The sequence below is a fragment of the Saccharothrix sp. ALI-22-I genome (assembly GCF_001984175.1).
GTDB lineage: Bacteria > Actinomycetota > Actinomycetes > Mycobacteriales > Pseudonocardiaceae > Actinosynnema.
Map to the genome: position 1 here is coordinate 136005 of NZ_MTQP01000050.1, position 16337 is coordinate 152341.

15 protein-coding genes and 2 pseudogenes are annotated in these 16337 nt (G+C 68.7%); 7 read left to right on the forward strand and 10 right to left on the reverse strand.

Translation table 11 applies throughout. The annotated features are described in order from the left end of the window. Positions 1 to 24 precede the first annotated feature (24 nt). The 3 genes and pseudogenes from ALI22I_RS10990 to ALI22I_RS52385 form a co-directional block, all read right to left on the reverse strand. Positions 25 to 723: a DUF305 domain-containing protein gene (locus ALI22I_RS10990; RefSeq protein WP_338013484.1), complete on the reverse strand. Its 699-nt coding sequence runs from the start codon at positions 721 to 723 to the stop codon at positions 25 to 27. Between the two features lie 10 nt (positions 724 to 733). After that, on the reverse strand, positions 734 to 1126 hold the full coding sequence (locus tag ALI22I_RS10995) for a DUF6153 family protein (protein WP_238598300.1): 393 nt from the start codon (positions 1124 to 1126) through the stop codon (positions 734 to 736). A gap of 159 nt (positions 1127 to 1285) precedes the next feature. Beyond that, positions 1286 to 1399, reverse strand: a pseudogene (locus tag ALI22I_RS52385) (DNA-binding response regulator); the annotation flags it as partial. Positions 1400 to 2175: 776 nt separating this feature from the next. Here ALI22I_RS52385 and ALI22I_RS50675 point away from each other — a divergent pair. Continuing rightward, complete coding sequence (locus tag ALI22I_RS50675; protein ID WP_077005341.1) at positions 2176 to 2439, forward strand: VTT domain-containing protein; 264 nt, start codon at positions 2176 to 2178, stop codon at positions 2437 to 2439. On the opposite strand, the gene ALI22I_RS11010 is transcribed toward ALI22I_RS50675, so the two are convergent. Continuing rightward, complete coding sequence (locus tag ALI22I_RS11010; RefSeq protein WP_077005342.1) at positions 2429 to 3169, reverse strand: DUF4386 family protein; 741 nt, start codon at positions 3167 to 3169, stop codon at positions 2429 to 2431. The two genes, ALI22I_RS50675 and ALI22I_RS11010, sit on opposite strands and share 11 nt — an antisense overlap. A 1144-nt stretch (positions 3170 to 4313) precedes the next feature. Between ALI22I_RS11010 and ALI22I_RS11015 the strand changes: the two are divergent. Then, positions 4314 to 4655 (forward strand): annotated as a pseudogene (locus tag ALI22I_RS11015) (HoxN/HupN/NixA family nickel/cobalt transporter); the annotation flags it as partial. A gap of 42 nt (positions 4656 to 4697) precedes the next feature. Here the strand turns inward: ALI22I_RS11015 and ALI22I_RS50680 are convergent. After that, positions 4698 to 6563: a choice-of-anchor B family protein gene (locus ALI22I_RS50680; RefSeq protein ID WP_077005343.1), complete on the reverse strand. Its 1866-nt coding sequence runs from the start codon at positions 6561 to 6563 to the stop codon at positions 4698 to 4700. 239 nt (positions 6564 to 6802) lie between these two features. Beyond that, on the reverse strand, positions 6803 to 7174 hold the full coding sequence (locus ALI22I_RS49050; protein ID WP_179118187.1) for a hypothetical protein: 372 nt from the start codon (positions 7172 to 7174) through the stop codon (positions 6803 to 6805). Positions 7175 to 7232: 58 nt separating this feature from the next. On the opposite strand from ALI22I_RS49050, the gene ALI22I_RS50685 reads away from it, so the two are divergent. Together ALI22I_RS50685 and ALI22I_RS11035 are read left to right on the forward strand one after the other, a co-directional pair. Beyond that, positions 7233 to 7898, forward strand: coding sequence for a hypothetical protein (locus ALI22I_RS50685; RefSeq protein WP_179118188.1), 666 nt, complete (start codon positions 7233 to 7235; stop codon positions 7896 to 7898). Between the two features lie 167 nt (positions 7899 to 8065). Beyond that, complete coding sequence (locus ALI22I_RS11035; RefSeq protein ID WP_077005346.1) at positions 8066 to 9574, forward strand: multicopper oxidase family protein; 1509 nt, start codon at positions 8066 to 8068, stop codon at positions 9572 to 9574. 74 nt (positions 9575 to 9648) lie between these two features. On the opposite strand, the gene ALI22I_RS11040 is transcribed toward ALI22I_RS11035, so the two are convergent. Further along, positions 9649 to 10323 carry a class I SAM-dependent methyltransferase gene (locus tag ALI22I_RS11040; RefSeq protein ID WP_077005347.1) on the reverse strand — a complete coding sequence of 225 codons (675 nt, stop codon included), beginning with the start codon at positions 10321 to 10323 and terminating at the stop codon, positions 9649 to 9651. 287 nt (positions 10324 to 10610) lie between these two features. Between ALI22I_RS11040 and ALI22I_RS11045 the strand changes: the two genes are divergently transcribed. Then, positions 10611 to 11261, forward strand: coding sequence for a M23 family metallopeptidase (locus ALI22I_RS11045; RefSeq protein WP_077005348.1), 651 nt, complete (start codon positions 10611 to 10613; stop codon positions 11259 to 11261). Here ALI22I_RS11045 and ALI22I_RS11050 read toward each other — a convergent pair. Continuing rightward, positions 11254 to 12120: a F510_1955 family glycosylhydrolase gene (locus tag ALI22I_RS11050; protein ID WP_077005349.1), complete on the reverse strand. Its 867-nt coding sequence runs from the start codon at positions 12118 to 12120 to the stop codon at positions 11254 to 11256. The genes ALI22I_RS11045 and ALI22I_RS11050 overlap by 8 nt on opposite strands. 694 nt (positions 12121 to 12814) lie before the next feature. Then, on the reverse strand, positions 12815 to 13294 hold the full coding sequence (locus ALI22I_RS11055) for a hypothetical protein (RefSeq protein ID WP_179118189.1): 480 nt from the start codon (positions 13292 to 13294) through the stop codon (positions 12815 to 12817). A gap of 143 nt (positions 13295 to 13437) precedes the next feature. Here ALI22I_RS11055 and ALI22I_RS11060 point away from each other — a divergent pair, with 143 nt between their 5' ends. Together ALI22I_RS11060 and ALI22I_RS11065 are read left to right on the forward strand one after the other, a co-directional pair. Next, the gene (locus ALI22I_RS11060) at positions 13438 to 14544 is read left to right on the forward strand and encodes a hypothetical protein (protein ID WP_077005351.1); all 1107 of its coding nucleotides are present in this window, start codon (positions 13438 to 13440) and stop codon (positions 14542 to 14544) included. A gap of 10 nt (positions 14545 to 14554) precedes the next feature. Next, positions 14555 to 15964: a class-II fumarase/aspartase family protein gene (locus ALI22I_RS11065; RefSeq protein WP_077005352.1), complete on the forward strand. Its 1410-nt coding sequence runs from the start codon at positions 14555 to 14557 to the stop codon at positions 15962 to 15964. Between the two features lie 10 nt (positions 15965 to 15974). On the opposite strand, the gene ALI22I_RS11070 is transcribed toward ALI22I_RS11065, so the two are convergent. After that, on the reverse strand, positions 15975 to 16337 hold a 363-nt coding region (locus tag ALI22I_RS11070; RefSeq protein ID WP_077005353.1), incomplete at its 5' end, for a transposase.

A 16337-nucleotide genomic window follows, 5' to 3' on the forward strand; every position in this document is an offset into this window, starting at 1 on the left:
GAGGGCAGCGGTACTCGATCGGCGTCAGCCACCGGCCCCCAGGAGGCCCTGCATCTCGGTGATCTCGGCCGCCTGCGAGTCGATGATCTGCTGGGCGAGCTTCTTGGCGTCGGCGTTGGAGCCCTGCTGGAGTTCGGTCTGGGCCATCTCGATCGCGCCCTGGTGGTGCTTGATCATCATCTCCAGGAACATCTTGTCGAAGTCGGCGTCCTTGGCCTGCTTCAACATGTCCATTTCCTCGGTGCCCATGCCGGGCATCGCCGTGCCGTGATCCATGCCCGGCATGCCGGCAGGCGCCTCGGCGCCCCAGGCCTTGAGCCAGTCGGTCATCGTCTTGATCTCCGGGTCCTGCGCCTTCTCGATGCGCGACGCGAGGTCGAGCACCTTGGCGTTGGAGGTCCGTCCCTCGGCGAGCTTGGACATCTCCAGCGCGCCCTGGTGGTGCGGGATCATCCCCTGCGCGAACGTGATGTCCGCGTCGTTGTGCTCGCCCGACGACGCGGCGGCGGCTGAGCTGGTGGGGGTCGTGGTCCAGGTCATGCTGTCCATGTCGTGGCCGCCGGAGCCGGAGTCGGAGTCGCTGCCGCACCCGGCGAGCACGAGTCCGGAGGTCAGGACGGCAAGCGCCGTCCCGGCCAGGTTCTTCCTGGTCATGAGGTCCTCTGCGGTGTTGAAATCCAGTCGGTTGCACGGCGTCGCGTCGGCGTCCACGAAGGACGTCACGCGCCGCCTGTCACAGCCGCAGGACGCAGAGGTTGGCCAATAGCGCTGGTGCGCCACTCGGTCTCGGGGGAGGGGAACGCGGCCGTGCCGCTCGCGCCGGCAGCGAGCTGAACCGTTCCGTGATTGCTCGACCACGCACAGCGAAAAGGGTCAGCGCCAGACCGACCGCAGCGGCCAGGATCGCCAGGCACAGGTGCAGCATGTCGTGCTGCTCGCTGGGGGCCGGAGCGCGCTCTTCGGACGCGCCGTGCGCGCAGCAGTCGACCACGGTGGCGACTGCCGAGGCGGCCGTCGGGTGTGCGGCCGGCTCCTGCGTGCCGAGGTGGTGCATGCCGACCACGGCGAACGCGACAGCCCACACCAAGGCCCACTGCGAGACTCGGATGCGGGCGCGATAGAGCACGACATCACGATACACAAACCATCTGCGTGGCATCGGCAGGGCCTTTATTTCACCCTGACGAGGCATGTCGTGAATCGCACTTGAACCGAAGGGGGTGTCGTTTCCGTAGCGGAATTGAATTCGCTTCCCGGGTTTGTCGGTGACGCGGGGTCGGCGGGGTCAGGCGGGGGTGTTGGGCGGGGTCAGTCCCAGGTCGCAGGCGAGGATCACGGCCTGGATCCGGTCCCTGGCTTCGATCTTCGCCAGGACTCGTCCGACGTGTGTCTTCACCGTGAGCGAGCGGATCCTGGGGTCGTCGTCGGCTGTCCGTTCGTGGGCGGGCACTGGCAGTTGGTGGGCGTAGGAGTCCAGGAGGCGACGGGTCAGCGGTTTCTTCCCGTACCGCTTCGTCAGCTGACGCGGTTCACTCCGCCCACGGCCGGTGCCGTGCCGGGGACCACCGTCCACTTCTTGCCGCCCTGCGCGGTGAACTCCCCGCCGGGAGGGAGTTCGGCCGAGGCGGTGGCCGCGTCGAACAGCGCCGGATCGGGATTGGGCGCCGGGGGAGTGCGGCCGGGGAGGCATGGCCGCCGTCCTCGTGGGCATCGGCAGTGGCCGGTGCCGCGACCTGGACCGGTGGGGGAGGTGATGTGATGGTCTCGCGCACCACGACGACGGTCAGTCCGGCGAGGAGCAGCACGCTCACCGCCGCCGCGACCTGGCTGCAGGCCGACCGTCTGCGCGGCGTGGCTGCCCTGCGGCCGTCTGCGGGACGGGGGCGCGCGACGAGTGGCTGGTCGGAGCGCCGCCTCGGGTCCGATTCGGCGCGTTCGCGGAGTTGCGGTTTCATCACGACCAGGATCGCACATCGTCTACGATGGCTAATAGTATGTCGCTCGCGGCGGTGGAGTTGTGCACGAGAGCGGTTCAGGGAGCACGGTGCGGCACTGGCGAGTGATCGGCCTGGCCGTCGTGGTCCTGGTGCTCATCGTCGTGACGGCGCTTGCCGACCTGCCGGACCCGAACAGCTCCGCGGCTGGGTCGGCGGCAACGGACTGTGGGCTCTGCTCGTGTTCTGCCTGCTGTGCGCGGTGGGAACGGCGGCGTTCTTCCCGAAACCGGTGCTGGCCGCGGCGTCCGGCCTGCTGTTCGGCATCCTGCCCGGACTGGCGATCGCAGTGGTCGGCTTCACGGCCGGGGCGCTGATCGCCTTCTACATCGCTCGCCTGGTGGGGCGGCCGTCGGTCGCGCGCCGGCTGGGTCACCCCCAGAACAAGATCACACCATGCACACGTCCCGTCATACCGCCTAACAAAGCCCTGTCTAGGTGCTAGCCGCGCGGGTGCCCGGCTCTCGGGCTCGGCGGCTGAGGACGAGCAGGCCGACGCCGAAGACGAGGACGACGAGCTGGAGGGCGACGCCTACGGCGTCTTGGAAGCCGCTTTCCAAACCTTCGTAGCCGATGGAGAACCCTATGGCGAGGGAGAGCAGGCCGCCGACCGCCAGGAGCACGCCGAGCCAGTTCGGAACGAGGCGGCTCACGACAACCGCAGCGCCCAGGAGCAGGAAGGTCACGCCGAGCAGGACCCGGAAGTAGCCCTGGAGGCCCCACTCGATCCACCGGGTGGTTTCGGCATCGGCAAAGCGGGTTGCCTTCTCGGGCCCCGACGCGGCGGCCCAAGCGTCTACCGCCTGCTTGAGCGTGACGCCATCCACCGCTTGGAGAACGGCCCAGACCGCGCCGCTCGCGACGATTGCGCCTGCGGCTAGCAGCGCGAGGTAGGGCGTCTCGCGTCGCAGGGCGCCGCAGAGCACGAGCAATCCGGCAAAGGCCACGAGCACGAGTATGAATTCTGCAAGGTGAGTGGCAACCCAGGCGCGACTCGCCGCGTACTCGGTGAAGATCGCCTCGTGATTGTCTTCCTCTCCGGTCGGGTGCAAGAGCATTCTCTGGATCGCGTTCACCACGAAGCCCCCAAGCAGTAGTGCGCCGCTGAGGGCCAGCGTACGTCGGTCTGCCGAAGGTTCGTTCGCGCGAGGTTCTTCACGATGACTAACGCTCATCGCCGCAATCCTTTCGCTGCAGCGGCCCGTTTTGGCCTTCTCAACCCTGGTGTGACACCCGGGTGCGCACCGGGGCGCCCCGAGTGATCGGGGTCGCCGCCCTCCGCCCGCGATTGCAGTGGTAGCAGGATACTGCTGCAGGCGAGCCGAAGCAGGCCGCGCACATGCGCCCCGGCTCGCCGCCTCGGCTCGACCGCGCGAACTGGCCCGCGGCCCGTTCCCGCCAGGACAACACCGCCACCCACCCCGCCCAGCTCCACGACCCGGCGATCATCGCCGCCGACGGGGCTCCTGATCCACGTAGTCGGCTGCCTCGCTGTGGGCGTCGGCCAAGTGCTCGGCCGCTGAGCTGGAGCAACGTCACCCTCCGGGAAATGCCTCACGCACTGGGCACCGCCGGGCCCGGCCCACGCGCGTGCTCGGGGCCGGCTGTCTTGTCCGGGTTGAGCGCGAGCAACAGTGCAAGGAGGTCTTGTCCGGCGAGAATCCGTACGCGTTGATGACCGCCTCCTCGAGATCGGCGTGGAAGTCGCGTAGTCGGCTCCTCCCAGGTTGACGCGTACTGTCGTACTGACGCGCCAGGGACATGCCCACCGCCAATTTTCTCTCGCGGAGCTGAAATATTTCTCTGACTATGCGCTGAATCTGGTACCTGCTCCGCCCCGGTGATTGAGGTCAAAGGAACGAGTCAAAGACTGTACTGGGTTCGTGGTGAAGCCGAGTTTCAAAGGTTGAACACCTGGCCGCGAACCACATTCGATGAAGGCTCGACTGGGGCACTCCGGGAGAGTGATTGCCTGGAAAGGCGGCGAGGAACGCTCGGTGTCGCGTATCCCACGGTGTGTGCGACCCGGGAGACGGGTTGGCCTTCGGCGAGGAGCAGCAGGCCGCCCGCAGCCGCATGTGGGTGCGCCAGCGATCGAAGCTCATGCCCGTGTGGTGGGCGAACGCGGCACGTCGATGGGTGCGACCGGCAACGGGCGCAGCAGGTCCAGCACGACCGCCTCGGCCCGCAGTCGTGCGTCGTCGGCGAGGTCGTCTCGGCCGAGGTAGGTGATCAGGTGAGCCAGCAGCCTGTCGACCGCGACCGGCGTGGGCTCTGTCCAGTTCAGACTGCACCGGTCCGGTTCGAGGTAGAGACTGCGTGCTGTTCGCCGCCGGTATGAGCCTGCTGGACACGATCGACGGGTGTTTCATGAACTTCGCGTACGGCTGGGCGTTCGCGCACCCGGTGCGCAAGGTCTTCTACAACATCACGGTGACCGGGCTGTCGGTGGCGGTGGCACTGGTGATCGGTGTGATCGAGTTGCTCGGCCTGCTGGCGGAGAAGCTGGACGTGCGTTCGGGGCCGCTGGCGTGGTCGGCTGGGGTGGACCTGAACTACGTGGGATACGGGATCGTCGTGCTGTTCGTGGTGACCTGGGTGGTCGCGCTCGGGGTGTACCGGTTCGCCCGGATCGAACAGCGCTGGACGCACAAGCGCTGATCTGCCTCGTGGGGCACCACGTCCGTGGTGCCCCACGAGCGGTCACACGGTCAGCGTCCAGGTGTCGATACGCCCCGTGTCGGCGTTGGCCGCATCACGGACGCGCAGAATCCACGTGCCGTTGCGTGCTTCGCCGGACAGGTCGACGGTGTAGGTCTGGTTGATGTTGTCGGTGCCGCCGCCGGTGCGGTTGTGCAGGGTGTAGGTGCTGCCGTCCGGCGCGACCAGGGCCACCACCAGGTCACCGATGTAGGTGTGCACGATGTTCACCGCCACCTTCGACGAGGCGGACGCGGGGCCCGCGCAGCCCGACAGCGTGATCGGGGACTCGACGGTGGTGTTGTCCGGGATGGCCACGTCGTTCGGGTTCGTGCCGGAGCACCCGGAGCCGTTCACGGTGAGGGTGTAGGTGCCCGTGCGGGTCGTGGACGGCGCGGTGCCGGTGATGGTGATCGGGTACGTGCCCGGTGGGGTGGAGGCGCTGGACGCGAGCGTCACCGTTGACGATCCACCCGCGGTGACCGATGCGGGGGAGAACGAGGCCGTCACGCCGGTGGGCAGTCCACTCGCCGACAGGCTGACGCTTTCGGCGGTGCCGCCGGCCACGGTGGTGCCGATGGTTGCCGTGACCGAGCCGCCGGGGTTGACCGCACCCGAGGTGGGCGAGACGGACAGCGAGAAGTCGCTCGACGGGGTCCCGAGCCTGGGCTTCACCACGAACAGCCCGCCCTCGATGGTGAAGACCGCGACGTTGCCGCTGGGGTAGTACGGGTAATTGGTCCAGGTTCCGTTGAAGCCGCTGGTGTTGCTCGACGGGTACGTGTCGAAGTACGCGGCTTCGCTCATCGACGTCGGGGTAGCGACGTTGCGCAGGTCCACGATCCGCAGGCCGGCCTTGTAGTTGGACTGGTAGGAGTAGCCGCCCTTGACCCACTGGTTGTGGTCGGACGCCGCGGTCGGGCCGGTGAAGATGCCGACCAGCACCGGGTTGGTGAGGTTCGAGGTGTCCCAGACGTAGGTGCGGCTGTTGTGGCCCCGGCTGGTCTCGTCGGTCTCGTCGTCGAGCAGGAAGTACCGGTGGTCCTCGGTGAACACGCCCTGGTGGGCGTAGCCCGAGCCGGCGTAGGTCTTGCGGGAGAGCTGGACCGGGCTGGACTTGGTCGTCACGTCGAAGAAGGTGACGGTGTCCTCGTTCGCGCCGACCAGGATCTCCTTGCCCTGGTATCGGGTGTCCGGACCGCGGTAGACGACGGCGGTCGAGTCGTGCGAGTACCCGTCACCGTTGACGCAGCCGACGAACGACGGCGCCAACCGGTTGGCGAGGCTGAACACGCGGGGCCCGCCGGAGCACGTGCTGGACCCGTTGACGTAGAGGTAGCCGGTCTCGGTGTTGACGCTCACGGTGTGGGCGGTGGTGAACGAGGTGTCGCGCGCGTCCGCGGTGAAGGTGACTGGTGGGGAGGTCACCGAGCGCAGGCGGGTGAGGTCGAAGATCTGGAGGCCGTGGCTGCCGTTGCGGTCGGAGACGACGTAGACGGTGTTGTTGTGGACGGTCAGCTCGCGCCAGCTCGACGTGCCCGTGGCGCTGGGCAGGTTGCCCAGGTACACCGGGCTGGTGGGGCTGGTGATGTCCACGAACGACGTGCCGGTGGTGCGCGCGACGATCGCGTACTCCTTGCCGTTGGTCGAATCGGTCCACCCCCAACCGCCGCTGCCGCTGCCGCCGCCCATGCCCGACATCGGGAGCACGGACTGGAGGTCGATGTTGTTGCACGGGTAGTTGCCGGCCATGCCGTTGGTGCACGGCGTGGCCGCGGCGGCCTGAACGGGAGCCGCCTCGGCGCTTGCCAACGGCGTCGGGCTCAGCAGGCAGACGGCCAACACGGCCGTGGTGAATCGTCTGATCATGTCGGGGGTTCTCCCTTGCAGGGCGGGTCGAACCGGAGTCCTCGCCGGGAAAATCCCACGCGCCCGCGTCGGTCGGGTAGGGCCGATGTGCGGGTGAACGAGGCGCGGGATAGGACTTTCACCGTGTGCACCGAGGACTTCGACTTCATCTGACGAGCCACTACTACGAATGCTAGTACCGAATTGCGACAAGTGGACCACTATCGAACATAGTGGTTCAGCTGGTTGCGGCTGAGAAGCTACTTCGCCAAGCCGTGGGTCAGCCCGGCGGTGAGGAAGGCTATCAGTCGTTCCCCCGCACCACCGCGGGAATCCGGGTCACTGCTGTGGGGCCGGCCGGCCGAGTGCCGCCACCGGACTTCGGCGAAGGTCGCCGCCTGCTGTGCCGCCAACAACGCCAGCATGCTGGTGTAGCCGAACAGGATCGTGTCGGTGTCCTGCTCGGGCAGGGCGTCGCACAGCGCGTCGAGATAGCGGCCCTCGACCGGGTCGACCTGGTCCGCGAACAGTTGCCGGATCCGCGGGCTGGGATCGAACAGCACCCGACCGCGGCCGGCAAGCTGACCGGGCTCGACCCGGACACCGCGAACCTGGTGTCGCTGCTCGGGCACGGCATCGACACCCGCGGGCTGCTGCTGGCGTTCTCGCTGTCCGGGCGGACGCTGGGCGGTGGTCGGCTACTTCGCGGTGCGGGCGCTGATCGCGGTGGTGCTCGCATTGGCCGGGTGGCCCGGACCCGACTTGCCGCTGCCCTTGCTGGCGTTGGCGCTGCTGGACCTTCCCGCCCGATGGGGCGTTGCCAGGTGGCCGATCGCCGGCTTGGGAATCGTGGCCGTCCAGCTTGTGGCGTCCCTGACCGGGCTCAGCTCGGTCGGTCTCGCGGACGTCGTGAAGGCGGCGGCAGTCGTCGGGCCGCTGCTCCTCCTGCTGGTCGTGGTCAGGCGTGCCGGGGCACTGCGTGCGGCGGCGATCGTCGGACCGTTGGTGCTCCTGCCGATCCTGACGCCACCCCAGGTCCGTGCCCATGACCCGGGGCAGGGGGAGGAGGTCGCGACCATCGGACTCGAAGTCATGGCGGACGGGCACGGGCAGCTCGCGGTTCGGGTGGTCGATCCGATGGGTGCGCGCACCGATGAGCTGAGCCCGGTGCGGTTGCTGGCCCCGCCGTGCGGGAGAAGTGGTCGAAGCGCCGCTCACGGGTACCGGGGAGTTCCGCGGCGACATCGCGTTGCCTTCGGCCGGCTTGTGGTTCGTCTACACGGAACTGAGGTCGGAGGGGCGTGTGGCCGAGGCATGGGTACCCGTGGACTTCGCCGACCGCGGTGTCCGATCTGAGCGTCGGTCCCTCTACCTGCCCGCCGGCGCCGAACCTGCCGCGACGGGGCAGTACCTTGCGGGGGCCGCCTTGCTCCTGGTCGGAGCCGCACTGGTGGCGTGGGCCGCCCGGGTGGTACGTCGAGCCAGCTACTATGGTGACTAGTAGACGGCTCGACGGGAGTGAGATGACGACACGACGGGTTTTCCATCGGCGCCGGTTCCTTCAGCTCGGTGTCGGCGCCGCGGCCACCGTGGGACTGGCGGCGTGCTCGTCGCCCAGCCGAGCGGGCACGACCCCGGTCGGGCCGAACTCCCCCAAGGTGGCGGCAGCCGAGAGCGCACGTCGGGCGGCCGGTGCGGCGAAGACGTCCGTGCGGTTGAACGCGGTCACCGGAGTGGTGGACATCGGTGGTGTGCAGGTCAACACGTGGAGTTACGGCGGGCAGTTGCCGGGCCGGGAGATCCGGGTCAAGCGGGGTGACGTGCTCAGCGTCGAGCTGAGCAACGAGTTGCCCGCCCCGACCAGCATCCACTGGCACGGCCTCGCGTTGCGCAACGACATGGACGGTGTGCCGGGGCTGACCCAGGACGAGATCGCGCAGGGTTCGCAGTTCACCTACGAGTTCACCGTTCCGGATGCCGGCACGTACTTCTTCCACCCGCATTCGGGCGTGCAGCTCGACCGCGGTCTCTACGCGCCGTTGATCGTGGAGGATCCCGAGGACGGGGCGGACTACGACAGCGAGCTGGTGATCGTGCTGGATGACTGGCTCGACGGCGTCGACCGCACGCCGGACGAAGCGCTGGACGAGCTGAAGCGCAACGGCATGGGCGGTATGGCCGGCATGGACCACGGGTCGATGAGCGCGATGCCGCGGTCGACGCTGCTGGGCGGGGACGCGGGTGACCTGGTGTACCCGCACGTGCTGGCCAACGGACGCACGTTCCGTGACCCGGTCGCGGCCGAGGTCAAGGCCGGTCAACGGGTGCGCCTGCGCCTGATCAACGCGGCGGCCGACACCGCGTTCCGGGTCGGTCTGCCAGGAGTGCGGATGCGGGTCACGCACACCGACGGGTTCCCGGTGAAGCCGGTAGAGGCCGACATGGTGATGATCGGCATGGGCGAGCGGGTGGACGTGGTGGTCACGATGCCGGACGGTGCGGTGCCGGTGTTCGCCATCGCGGAAGGGCGCGATCAGTACGCGCAGGTGGTCCTGCGGAACCCGACTACGCAGATGGCACCGGCCGGTCCGGAGGCGGTCGCGGAGTTGGCGAAGCTGCGTGTGCTCATGGCGGTCGAGCTGGAGGTGGCCGATCGGGTCGCGGTGCCGGTGAAGCAACCCGACGTGGTGCACGACCTGGTGCTGGAAGGTCCTGGTGAGCGCTACGACTGGACGATCAACGGCAAGCCGTACGACCCGAAGGACGGCCTGCCGATCCGCCAGGGGCAGTACGTGCGGCTGCGGATGAAGAACAAGACGACGATGTTCCACCCGATGCACCTGCACGGGCACACCTTCCACGTGCGCGCCAACGGCGACCGCGGGCCACGCAAGGACACCGCGCTCGTCCTTCCCGGGCGCGGCCTCGACGTCGACTTCGTCGCCGACAACCCAGGTCAGTGGCTGACCCACTGCCACAACGTCTACCACGGCGAGGCGGGCATGATGGCGGTCGTCTCCTACGTCGAATAGAGCTCCGAACGACGGATCGCGTCCCGTCACGTGCGTACACGGCGTGGGTTTTCCGATGGTGCGGGATCCGATCCTTACGGGTGCATCACCGCGTCGACGACAGGGGCGGTTGGCCGCTCGTAGAGGGTCACCGCTAACGGCCGCCAGGATGTCCGGTCGACGTGCTCGTGCAGGTGCCGCAGTGCCGGGTTCCCGTCGAGGTCCGCGTGCAGTTGCCGCGCCTCGGACCACGGATGCGCCACCACGAGGACCCCGCCTGGCGCCAGCAGCCGGCTCAGTCGTCGGCACGACTGTCGCACCCGCTCGGGACGGCCGAGGTAGTACAGCATCTCGGCGCAGATCACGACGTCGTACCGGTCGTCCAAGTCGTCGCTGACGACGTCCAGCCGTAGGTAGCGGGGCCGCTTCCCGGATCCGGATACACCGCCGGCGCGAGCGCGGTCGGTCGCCCGCTGGGAGATGTCCACGCCGACGACCTCGGCCTGCGGGTGTCGCGCGGCCAGTTGGTCGGTGAACACGCCTTCGCTGCAGCCCACATCCAGCATTCGTCGGTAAGGCTGCTCCGGGAGGTGGTCGAGCATGGTCGAGTAGTGGTGTTGTTCGTAGTTGTCGACCGCGAGCCCCCACGGGTCCGGCCTGCGGTGCCACCACTCGAACCACAGCCTTAGCAGTCGTCCTTGTTTGGCGGGGCTGGAGCGGGACGGGAGGGCGAAGAGCCTGCGGTGACACGAGTCGAGGAACGTGCTCACGCGACACCGTAGCCCGCTGATCTCACCGCCGCTGTACGGAAAGGACAGAGAGCGGCCTGTCGAGCTGACGTCGTGTTCGTGCTGTAGCTGATCACATCGGGATCAGGGGCAGGAGAAGGTGAGAAGGCCGCTTGGCGGCGCACGTGGGGCCACGTGCGTGCGGCGACCCCGGTAGTCATGGCGGACAGCTTTATACTATCCAAGATAGTTGATAAGGTCCCCGCGTCCCCGAGCGGAAGAGGCTGTGCGTGTCCCGTCGCCGAGTGGTTGTCGTAGCCGGTGGAATCATGATCGGAGCAGCTGCGGCAGCGGTGCTGGACTCGCCGGAGAACGCGCCGCCGCCGAGTGGGATCGCGTCGGGTGACATCCGTCCGCTGGCGGCGGCGAACCTCACCGGGGTCGGTGGCCAGGCCGTGTCCCCCGGTGTGCTGATCGTGGCCAAGCCTGCCCACGACGAGATCGGTAACCTGCGCAAGTCGCAGCGGATCGACGACCAGCGCATCGAGGCACAGCGCCAAGCCGAACGCGAGGCCGAGGAGGCGCGTCGCCCGAAGGTCGTCGCGCCGGTGCAGGGCGAGATCACGTCGAACTACGGGCCGCGCTGGGGCACCAACCACTATGGCCTCGACATCGCCAACCGGATCGGCACACCCGTCTACGCCGCGACGGACGGCGTGGTCCGCGAGGCCGGGCCCGCGAGTGGTTTCGGGTTGTGGGTGAAGATCGAGCGTGCGGACGGCACCATGACCGTTTACGGGCACATCGACAGCTATGCGGTCCGCGAGGGGGAACAGGTCAAGGCGGGCGACCTGATCGCGCGAGTCGGCAACCGGGGTATCTCGACCGGCCCCCACCTGCACTTCGAGGTGTGGGAGCCGGACGGTCGCAAGGCCGACCCGCTCGCCTGGTTGCAGGCACGTGGTGCGGGGATCAGTTGAGCGCCTGCCGCTGGGTGAACGTGCGCCCACCGTCATCCGAGCTGTGGATCGCGGTGCTGGTGGACACGAAGACCTCGGACGGGCCATTGGTGGCCAAGGCGGTCGGTTTGCCGGGAACCTGACCCGGACGGGTCCAGGTCGCCCCACCGTCCGCGCTGACGTGGACCCCGCCGTCCGGGGCCATGCCGACGACGCTCGCCTCTGACGGCCAGTCGACCAGTTGCAGGAGCGGCGCGCCCGTGAGCGGGGTGAAGGTACGGCCACCGTCGGTGCTGCGGGCGAGTCCCTGCTCGGTGGTCGCCAGCAGGGTGTCCGGACTCGTCGGGCTGACCGCGAAGTCGGCCATGGCCACTTGGCCACGCCGGTCCCAGTTCCGCTGGTCGGACGTGACGGCGAGTTGTCCGGTCTGGCTGTCGTAGCCGTACACCGAGCCGTGCTTGGCCTCCAAGGAGTGGAAGTCGGCTTCGCCTTCGAGTGACAGCGAACGCCAGCTCTTCCCGGCGTCGGTGCTCTCGATGAGACCGAGTCGCGGTGCCTTGCCGGCGTCCCTCGGGTCCGGGTGGCCGCTGCCCAGGAAGTGGTTCGGGCCGACGACCGTGAACCCCATCGTGTCCTGCATCCGGTCGCCGACCCGCTCCGCCTTCGCGCCTTCAGGCACCGTGAACAGGCCGTAGTGGCTCGCCGCGTACAGCGTGCCGTCCGCGGGATCCACGCCGAGGCCGTGCACGTGGGCCAACCCGGGCGAACCCGCTCCTGGCGTCCCCGTGCCGGGCGCCGCCTGCTGCGGGTTCGCCTGACCGCATGCCGTGGCCAGCGTCGCCAGCGTCAGGCATGCCAACACTCGGATCCCACGTCGCATCCAGACCTCCTCGGGAAGCGCGCCGCTCAACGCGGTGCGACTGTGTCCTCCACGTCGGACCGCAGTACTAATACGCATAGTAGGCGGGGTGCGGTTGTGGTCTCGAGGCGACGTCGCGGTGGTCAGTTGACGGTGATCTTCTTCTCCATGCCTTGGGCGCGGTGGTTGCCGACCGAGCACCACAGCACGTACTCGCCTTCTCGAACGTCACCGCGACGCTGCCCTCACCACCCGGCCTGATGATCTCGGTGCGCGCCGAGTCGACGCCCGGCCCTTGGATCACCAGGTCGTGTTGAGTGTCGCCCTGGTTGCGGACGGTGAAGTTGTGGGTGCCTACGGTCAATGTCTGCTCGGGCAGTTCTATCTCGTACTCCGTCTCCACGACCGCGATCTCCGTGCCCGTCGACGAGGTGGCGGGTGTGGCCGGTGTGGCAGTGAAGCGGGTGTGGCCGGTGGCTGTTCGGAGCAGGCCGTGAGCAGCAAGCCTCCGACAGGACGAGTAGTGCGGGTCCGAGCGCGGCCAGGGGCCACAGGCCGATCGGCGGGAACGCCAGCGCCAAGCCAACCCCGCCGACCACGGCGGTCCCGGCCACCCGCCACGTCGCCCGCTCGACCGCCTCGATCGGTGCCACGGGCGGATTCGCTTCTACTGCGGACATCGCTGCGCGTCGGCCGGCGGCCGGTGGTGTGGCGTTCACACCGACTTCTCCGCGTCCCGCTGCCACTGGAAGGGTGCTGCCTTGCCTTCCGTGGGAGGACACGTCTCCGGCGTGCAGCCGCGGAGTCGCCATCGGGCGGCCACGGCGGTCGCCAAGATGATCAGCGAAGCCAAGGCCAGCAAAGGTTGGAGTGGAGCCCACAGTCCGAGCGCGCCGGACGTGCCCAAGAGCGCGATGACCACCTTGTTGCACACCGGGCACCCGACGGCCAGTGCGCCGAGCACTGAACTTCCCCAGGTGCGGGCCGAGCCGACGCCCTCGGTGCGTTGTGGCCGAAGTGCGGCCCACATCGCAGTCAGGGCAGCGATGCACAGCAGAACCGGCACTTCCCACCAGCGCACCGGGGTCATCCGGGTGAAGAGCGGGTTGTCCATGACATCGGTCGGCACTCCGACCGCGATCGCGCTGAGCACTCCGCCGACAAGCGCGCGAGGCCAGCTCCACAGTCCAACCACAGATCGCACCCCGCCCTCTTGTTCTACTAAACATCATAGTAGACATGTCCTCGGCTCCTTTGTACCGTCTGGCCTGGTTCCGAGGAGCCGGTCACCGGCCCTCCGGCCGCGAACCAGAGATCCACACAGGATCACGCAGAGGCGTGCCCTACCACTCGCGCGGCGAAAACGAGAAGGGCGTGTCCGGCCGCCACGAGCCGCTGTTCCTCACGCAGACCGTGATCGCCCGGCTGCGTGCCCGCATCGCACGGGGCGAAGCGGTGACCTTCCGCGCCGACGTGTGGCCACTGATCTCCCGCGAGGTCGAGTTCGTCTACTACACGACCCTGCTGCGCGGCCGGCGCGGAGACGTCGTCGCCGACGACTTCGGTGCCGGCTACCGTGCCGCGACCGGCGACGAACTCCCCGCGCTGCTGGACCGCTTCGGCATCGACGCCGCCCAGCGGTGGGACTGGGACCTCATCGCCCGCCCGCACTCCGACCACCACTTCTCCTCGCCGGACGAGTTCCACACCTGGCTGCTCGGGCTACTGCGTCGCGACCTGCACCGAGCCCGCAAGGGCAACGTCAGCGACCCGGTCAAGGCGGCGCTGGACGTCCTGCGCGACCTGCGCAACGAGATCCGCCTCGTGGTCGATCACAGTGGACTGACCGGCACCTCCTACCGCGACGAACTGCTCGCCTGGTACACCCCGCTCAACGCCTACCTCTCCATCGGCCCGCCCGCCAGCCGGATGGAGGAGATGATCGCCCTGATCGACGCCGGCATCCTCCACGTCATCGGCCCCGGCATGCGCGTCGAACCCGGCGACCAGTCGTTCCTCGCCTACTCGGCCAACGTGGACGGCTCCGAGGTGGAAGCCACCACCCTCATCGAGGCCCGCCTCCCCGAGGTCGACATCCGCACCACCAGCGACCCACTGGTCATCCGACTGCGAGACAGCGGCGCCATCGCGGCCTACCGCATCCCCGACCCCGCGGGCGACTACGAGACCGGCGGCCTCGCCGTCACCCCACGCCCCTACCGGGTCGTCGACGCCGACGGCCGCCCACACCCACGGCGCTTCAGCTACGGCATCCCGACCGAAGCCGTCCACTGGGTCACCGCCGCAGGCATCCGGCCGGGCGTGAACTCCGTCATCCTCGGCGACGCCGACGCGATCGCCCGCGCCGTGCTCACCGCCACCGACGCCACCGCCACGATCACCACCACGAGCGCGGTCCCGACCCAAGCCGCCCGACCGGCGTGAGGAACACCCGATGAACTCCAAGCCCACCAACACCGACAGCGGGCTGCTCGCACCGGTCTGGGCCGGCACCACGGCCGCAGACCTCACCGGCGACGAAGCATGGCTCCAGGCCATGCTCGACGTCGAAGTCGCCCTGGCCCGCGCACAGTCCCACCTCGGCGTCATCCCGGCACAGGCCGCCACCGTGATCGCCGAAGCCGCCCACGCCGACCGCATCGACCTGCCCGCCCTCGCCGCCGGAGCCCGCGGCGCGGCCAACCCCGTCGTGCTCCTCGTCCAGGCACTCACCGCCGAAGTCACCCGCATCGACCACGACGCCGCCGAGTACGTCCACCGCGGCGGCACCAGCCAGGACATCCTCGACTCCGCCGCGATGCTCATCGCCACCCGAGTTTTCACCGAGATCGAACAGCACCTGACCCGCACCGCCGACGCCTTGGCACGACTCGCCGACAACCACCGCACCACCCCGATGGCGGGCCGTACCCTCACCCAGCATGCAGTCCCCATCACCTTCGGCCTCAAGGCCGCAGGCTGGCTGACCCTCGTGCTGGACGCCATCGACCGCGTCCACACACTCCGTACCGACCGCCTACCCGCTCAACTCGGCGGCGCGGCCGGCACCCTCGCTTCCTACCTCGAATACGCCGCAGCCGCCGAGCGGCACGGTCACGCGGCAGAGCTGTCCGTCCGGTTCGCCCAGGAATTGGGACTGACCGAAGCAGTGGTGCCCTGGCACGCCCTGCGCACCCCGATGGCCGACATCGGTGCGGTCTGCACCTTCGTCACCACCGCTCTCGGCAAGATCGCCCTCGACGTGCAGGGCATGGCCCGCACCGAAGTCGCCGAGCTGGCCGAACCCGGTGCCGAAGGCCGCGGTGTCTCCTCGGCCATGCCACAGAAGCAGAACCCCGTCCTCGCCACCCTGCTCACCTCCGCCGCCCGCCAAGCCCCGCTCTACGCCACGGTGCTCTCCCAAGCCATGCTCGCCGAGGACGAACGATCTGCAGGCGCCTGGCACGCCGAGTGGCAACCCCTGCGCGAATGCCTCCGCCTCACCGGAGGCGCCGCCGCGACCGCCGCCGAACTCGCCGCGGGTCTGCGCGTCTTCCCCGACGTCATGCAGGACAACCTCAAGCTGACCGGCGGCTCCATCGTCTCCGAACGACTCAACGTCGCCCTCGCACCCCACCTCGGCAAAGCCAACGCCAAGAAGCTCCTCGCGAGAATCGCCGCCGACGACCGCCCCTTCGAACAAGCGCTCCTCTCAGCACCCGAACTCGTTCACCTCGACCCCGCGGACCTACGCCAACTCCTCGACCCCGTCCACTACCTCGGAGCCTCGGAGGTACTGGTCGACCGCGTACTCGCCCGCCAACGCAAGCAACTCGGCAACGACGCGATCAGCTACAGAGGTTGAATGGTCAGGGTTAGGGTGGCTCTGGGTCGAGGGTGAGGCCGGTCTGGGCGAGGAATCCTGCCAGGAGTTCGGGTCGGTACTGGATGCGTTTGAGCCGGTTGCGCACGATGGCGGCGAGGTGGTCCACGCCGGTGACGGCGAGGTTGCCCAGGCTGCGTTTGACGTGGGACCAGACGCCCTCGGTGGGGTTGAGGTCGGGTGCGTAGGCCGGTGGTTGGATGACGTGCAGCCAGTCGCGGCCGGCGACCAGTTGCCGCATCGCGGTGCTGATGTGGGTGTTGAGGTTGTCCCAGATCACCAGGATCTCGGCTTTGAGGTACTGGTGTGCGGCGTCGAGCAGGGCGGCGTAGTCGGTCTCGGTGAAGCTGCGGCG

Excerpts from the sequence above, each read along its gene's own strand:
- ALI22I_RS11035 (WP_077005346.1), top strand. The coding sequence starts at position 8,066 with ATGACGACACGACGGGTTTTCCATCGGCGCCGGTTCCTTCAGCTCGGT.
- ALI22I_RS11045 (WP_077005348.1), top strand. The coding sequence starts at position 10,611 with ATGATCGGAGCAGCTGCGGCAGCGGTGCTGGACTCGCCGGAGAACGCG.
- ALI22I_RS11050 (WP_077005349.1), bottom strand. The coding sequence starts at position 12,120 with ATGCGACGTGGGATCCGAGTGTTGGCATGCCTGACGCTGGCGACGCTG.
- ALI22I_RS11065 (WP_077005352.1), top strand. The coding sequence starts at position 14,555 with ATGAACTCCAAGCCCACCAACACCGACAGCGGGCTGCTCGCACCGGTC.
- ALI22I_RS11010 (WP_077005342.1), bottom strand. The coding sequence starts at position 3,169 with ATGAGCGTTAGTCATCGTGAAGAACCTCGCGCGAACGAACCTTCGGCA.
- ALI22I_RS50680 (WP_077005343.1), bottom strand. The coding sequence starts at position 6,563 with ATGATCAGACGATTCACCACGGCCGTGTTGGCCGTCTGCCTGCTGAGC.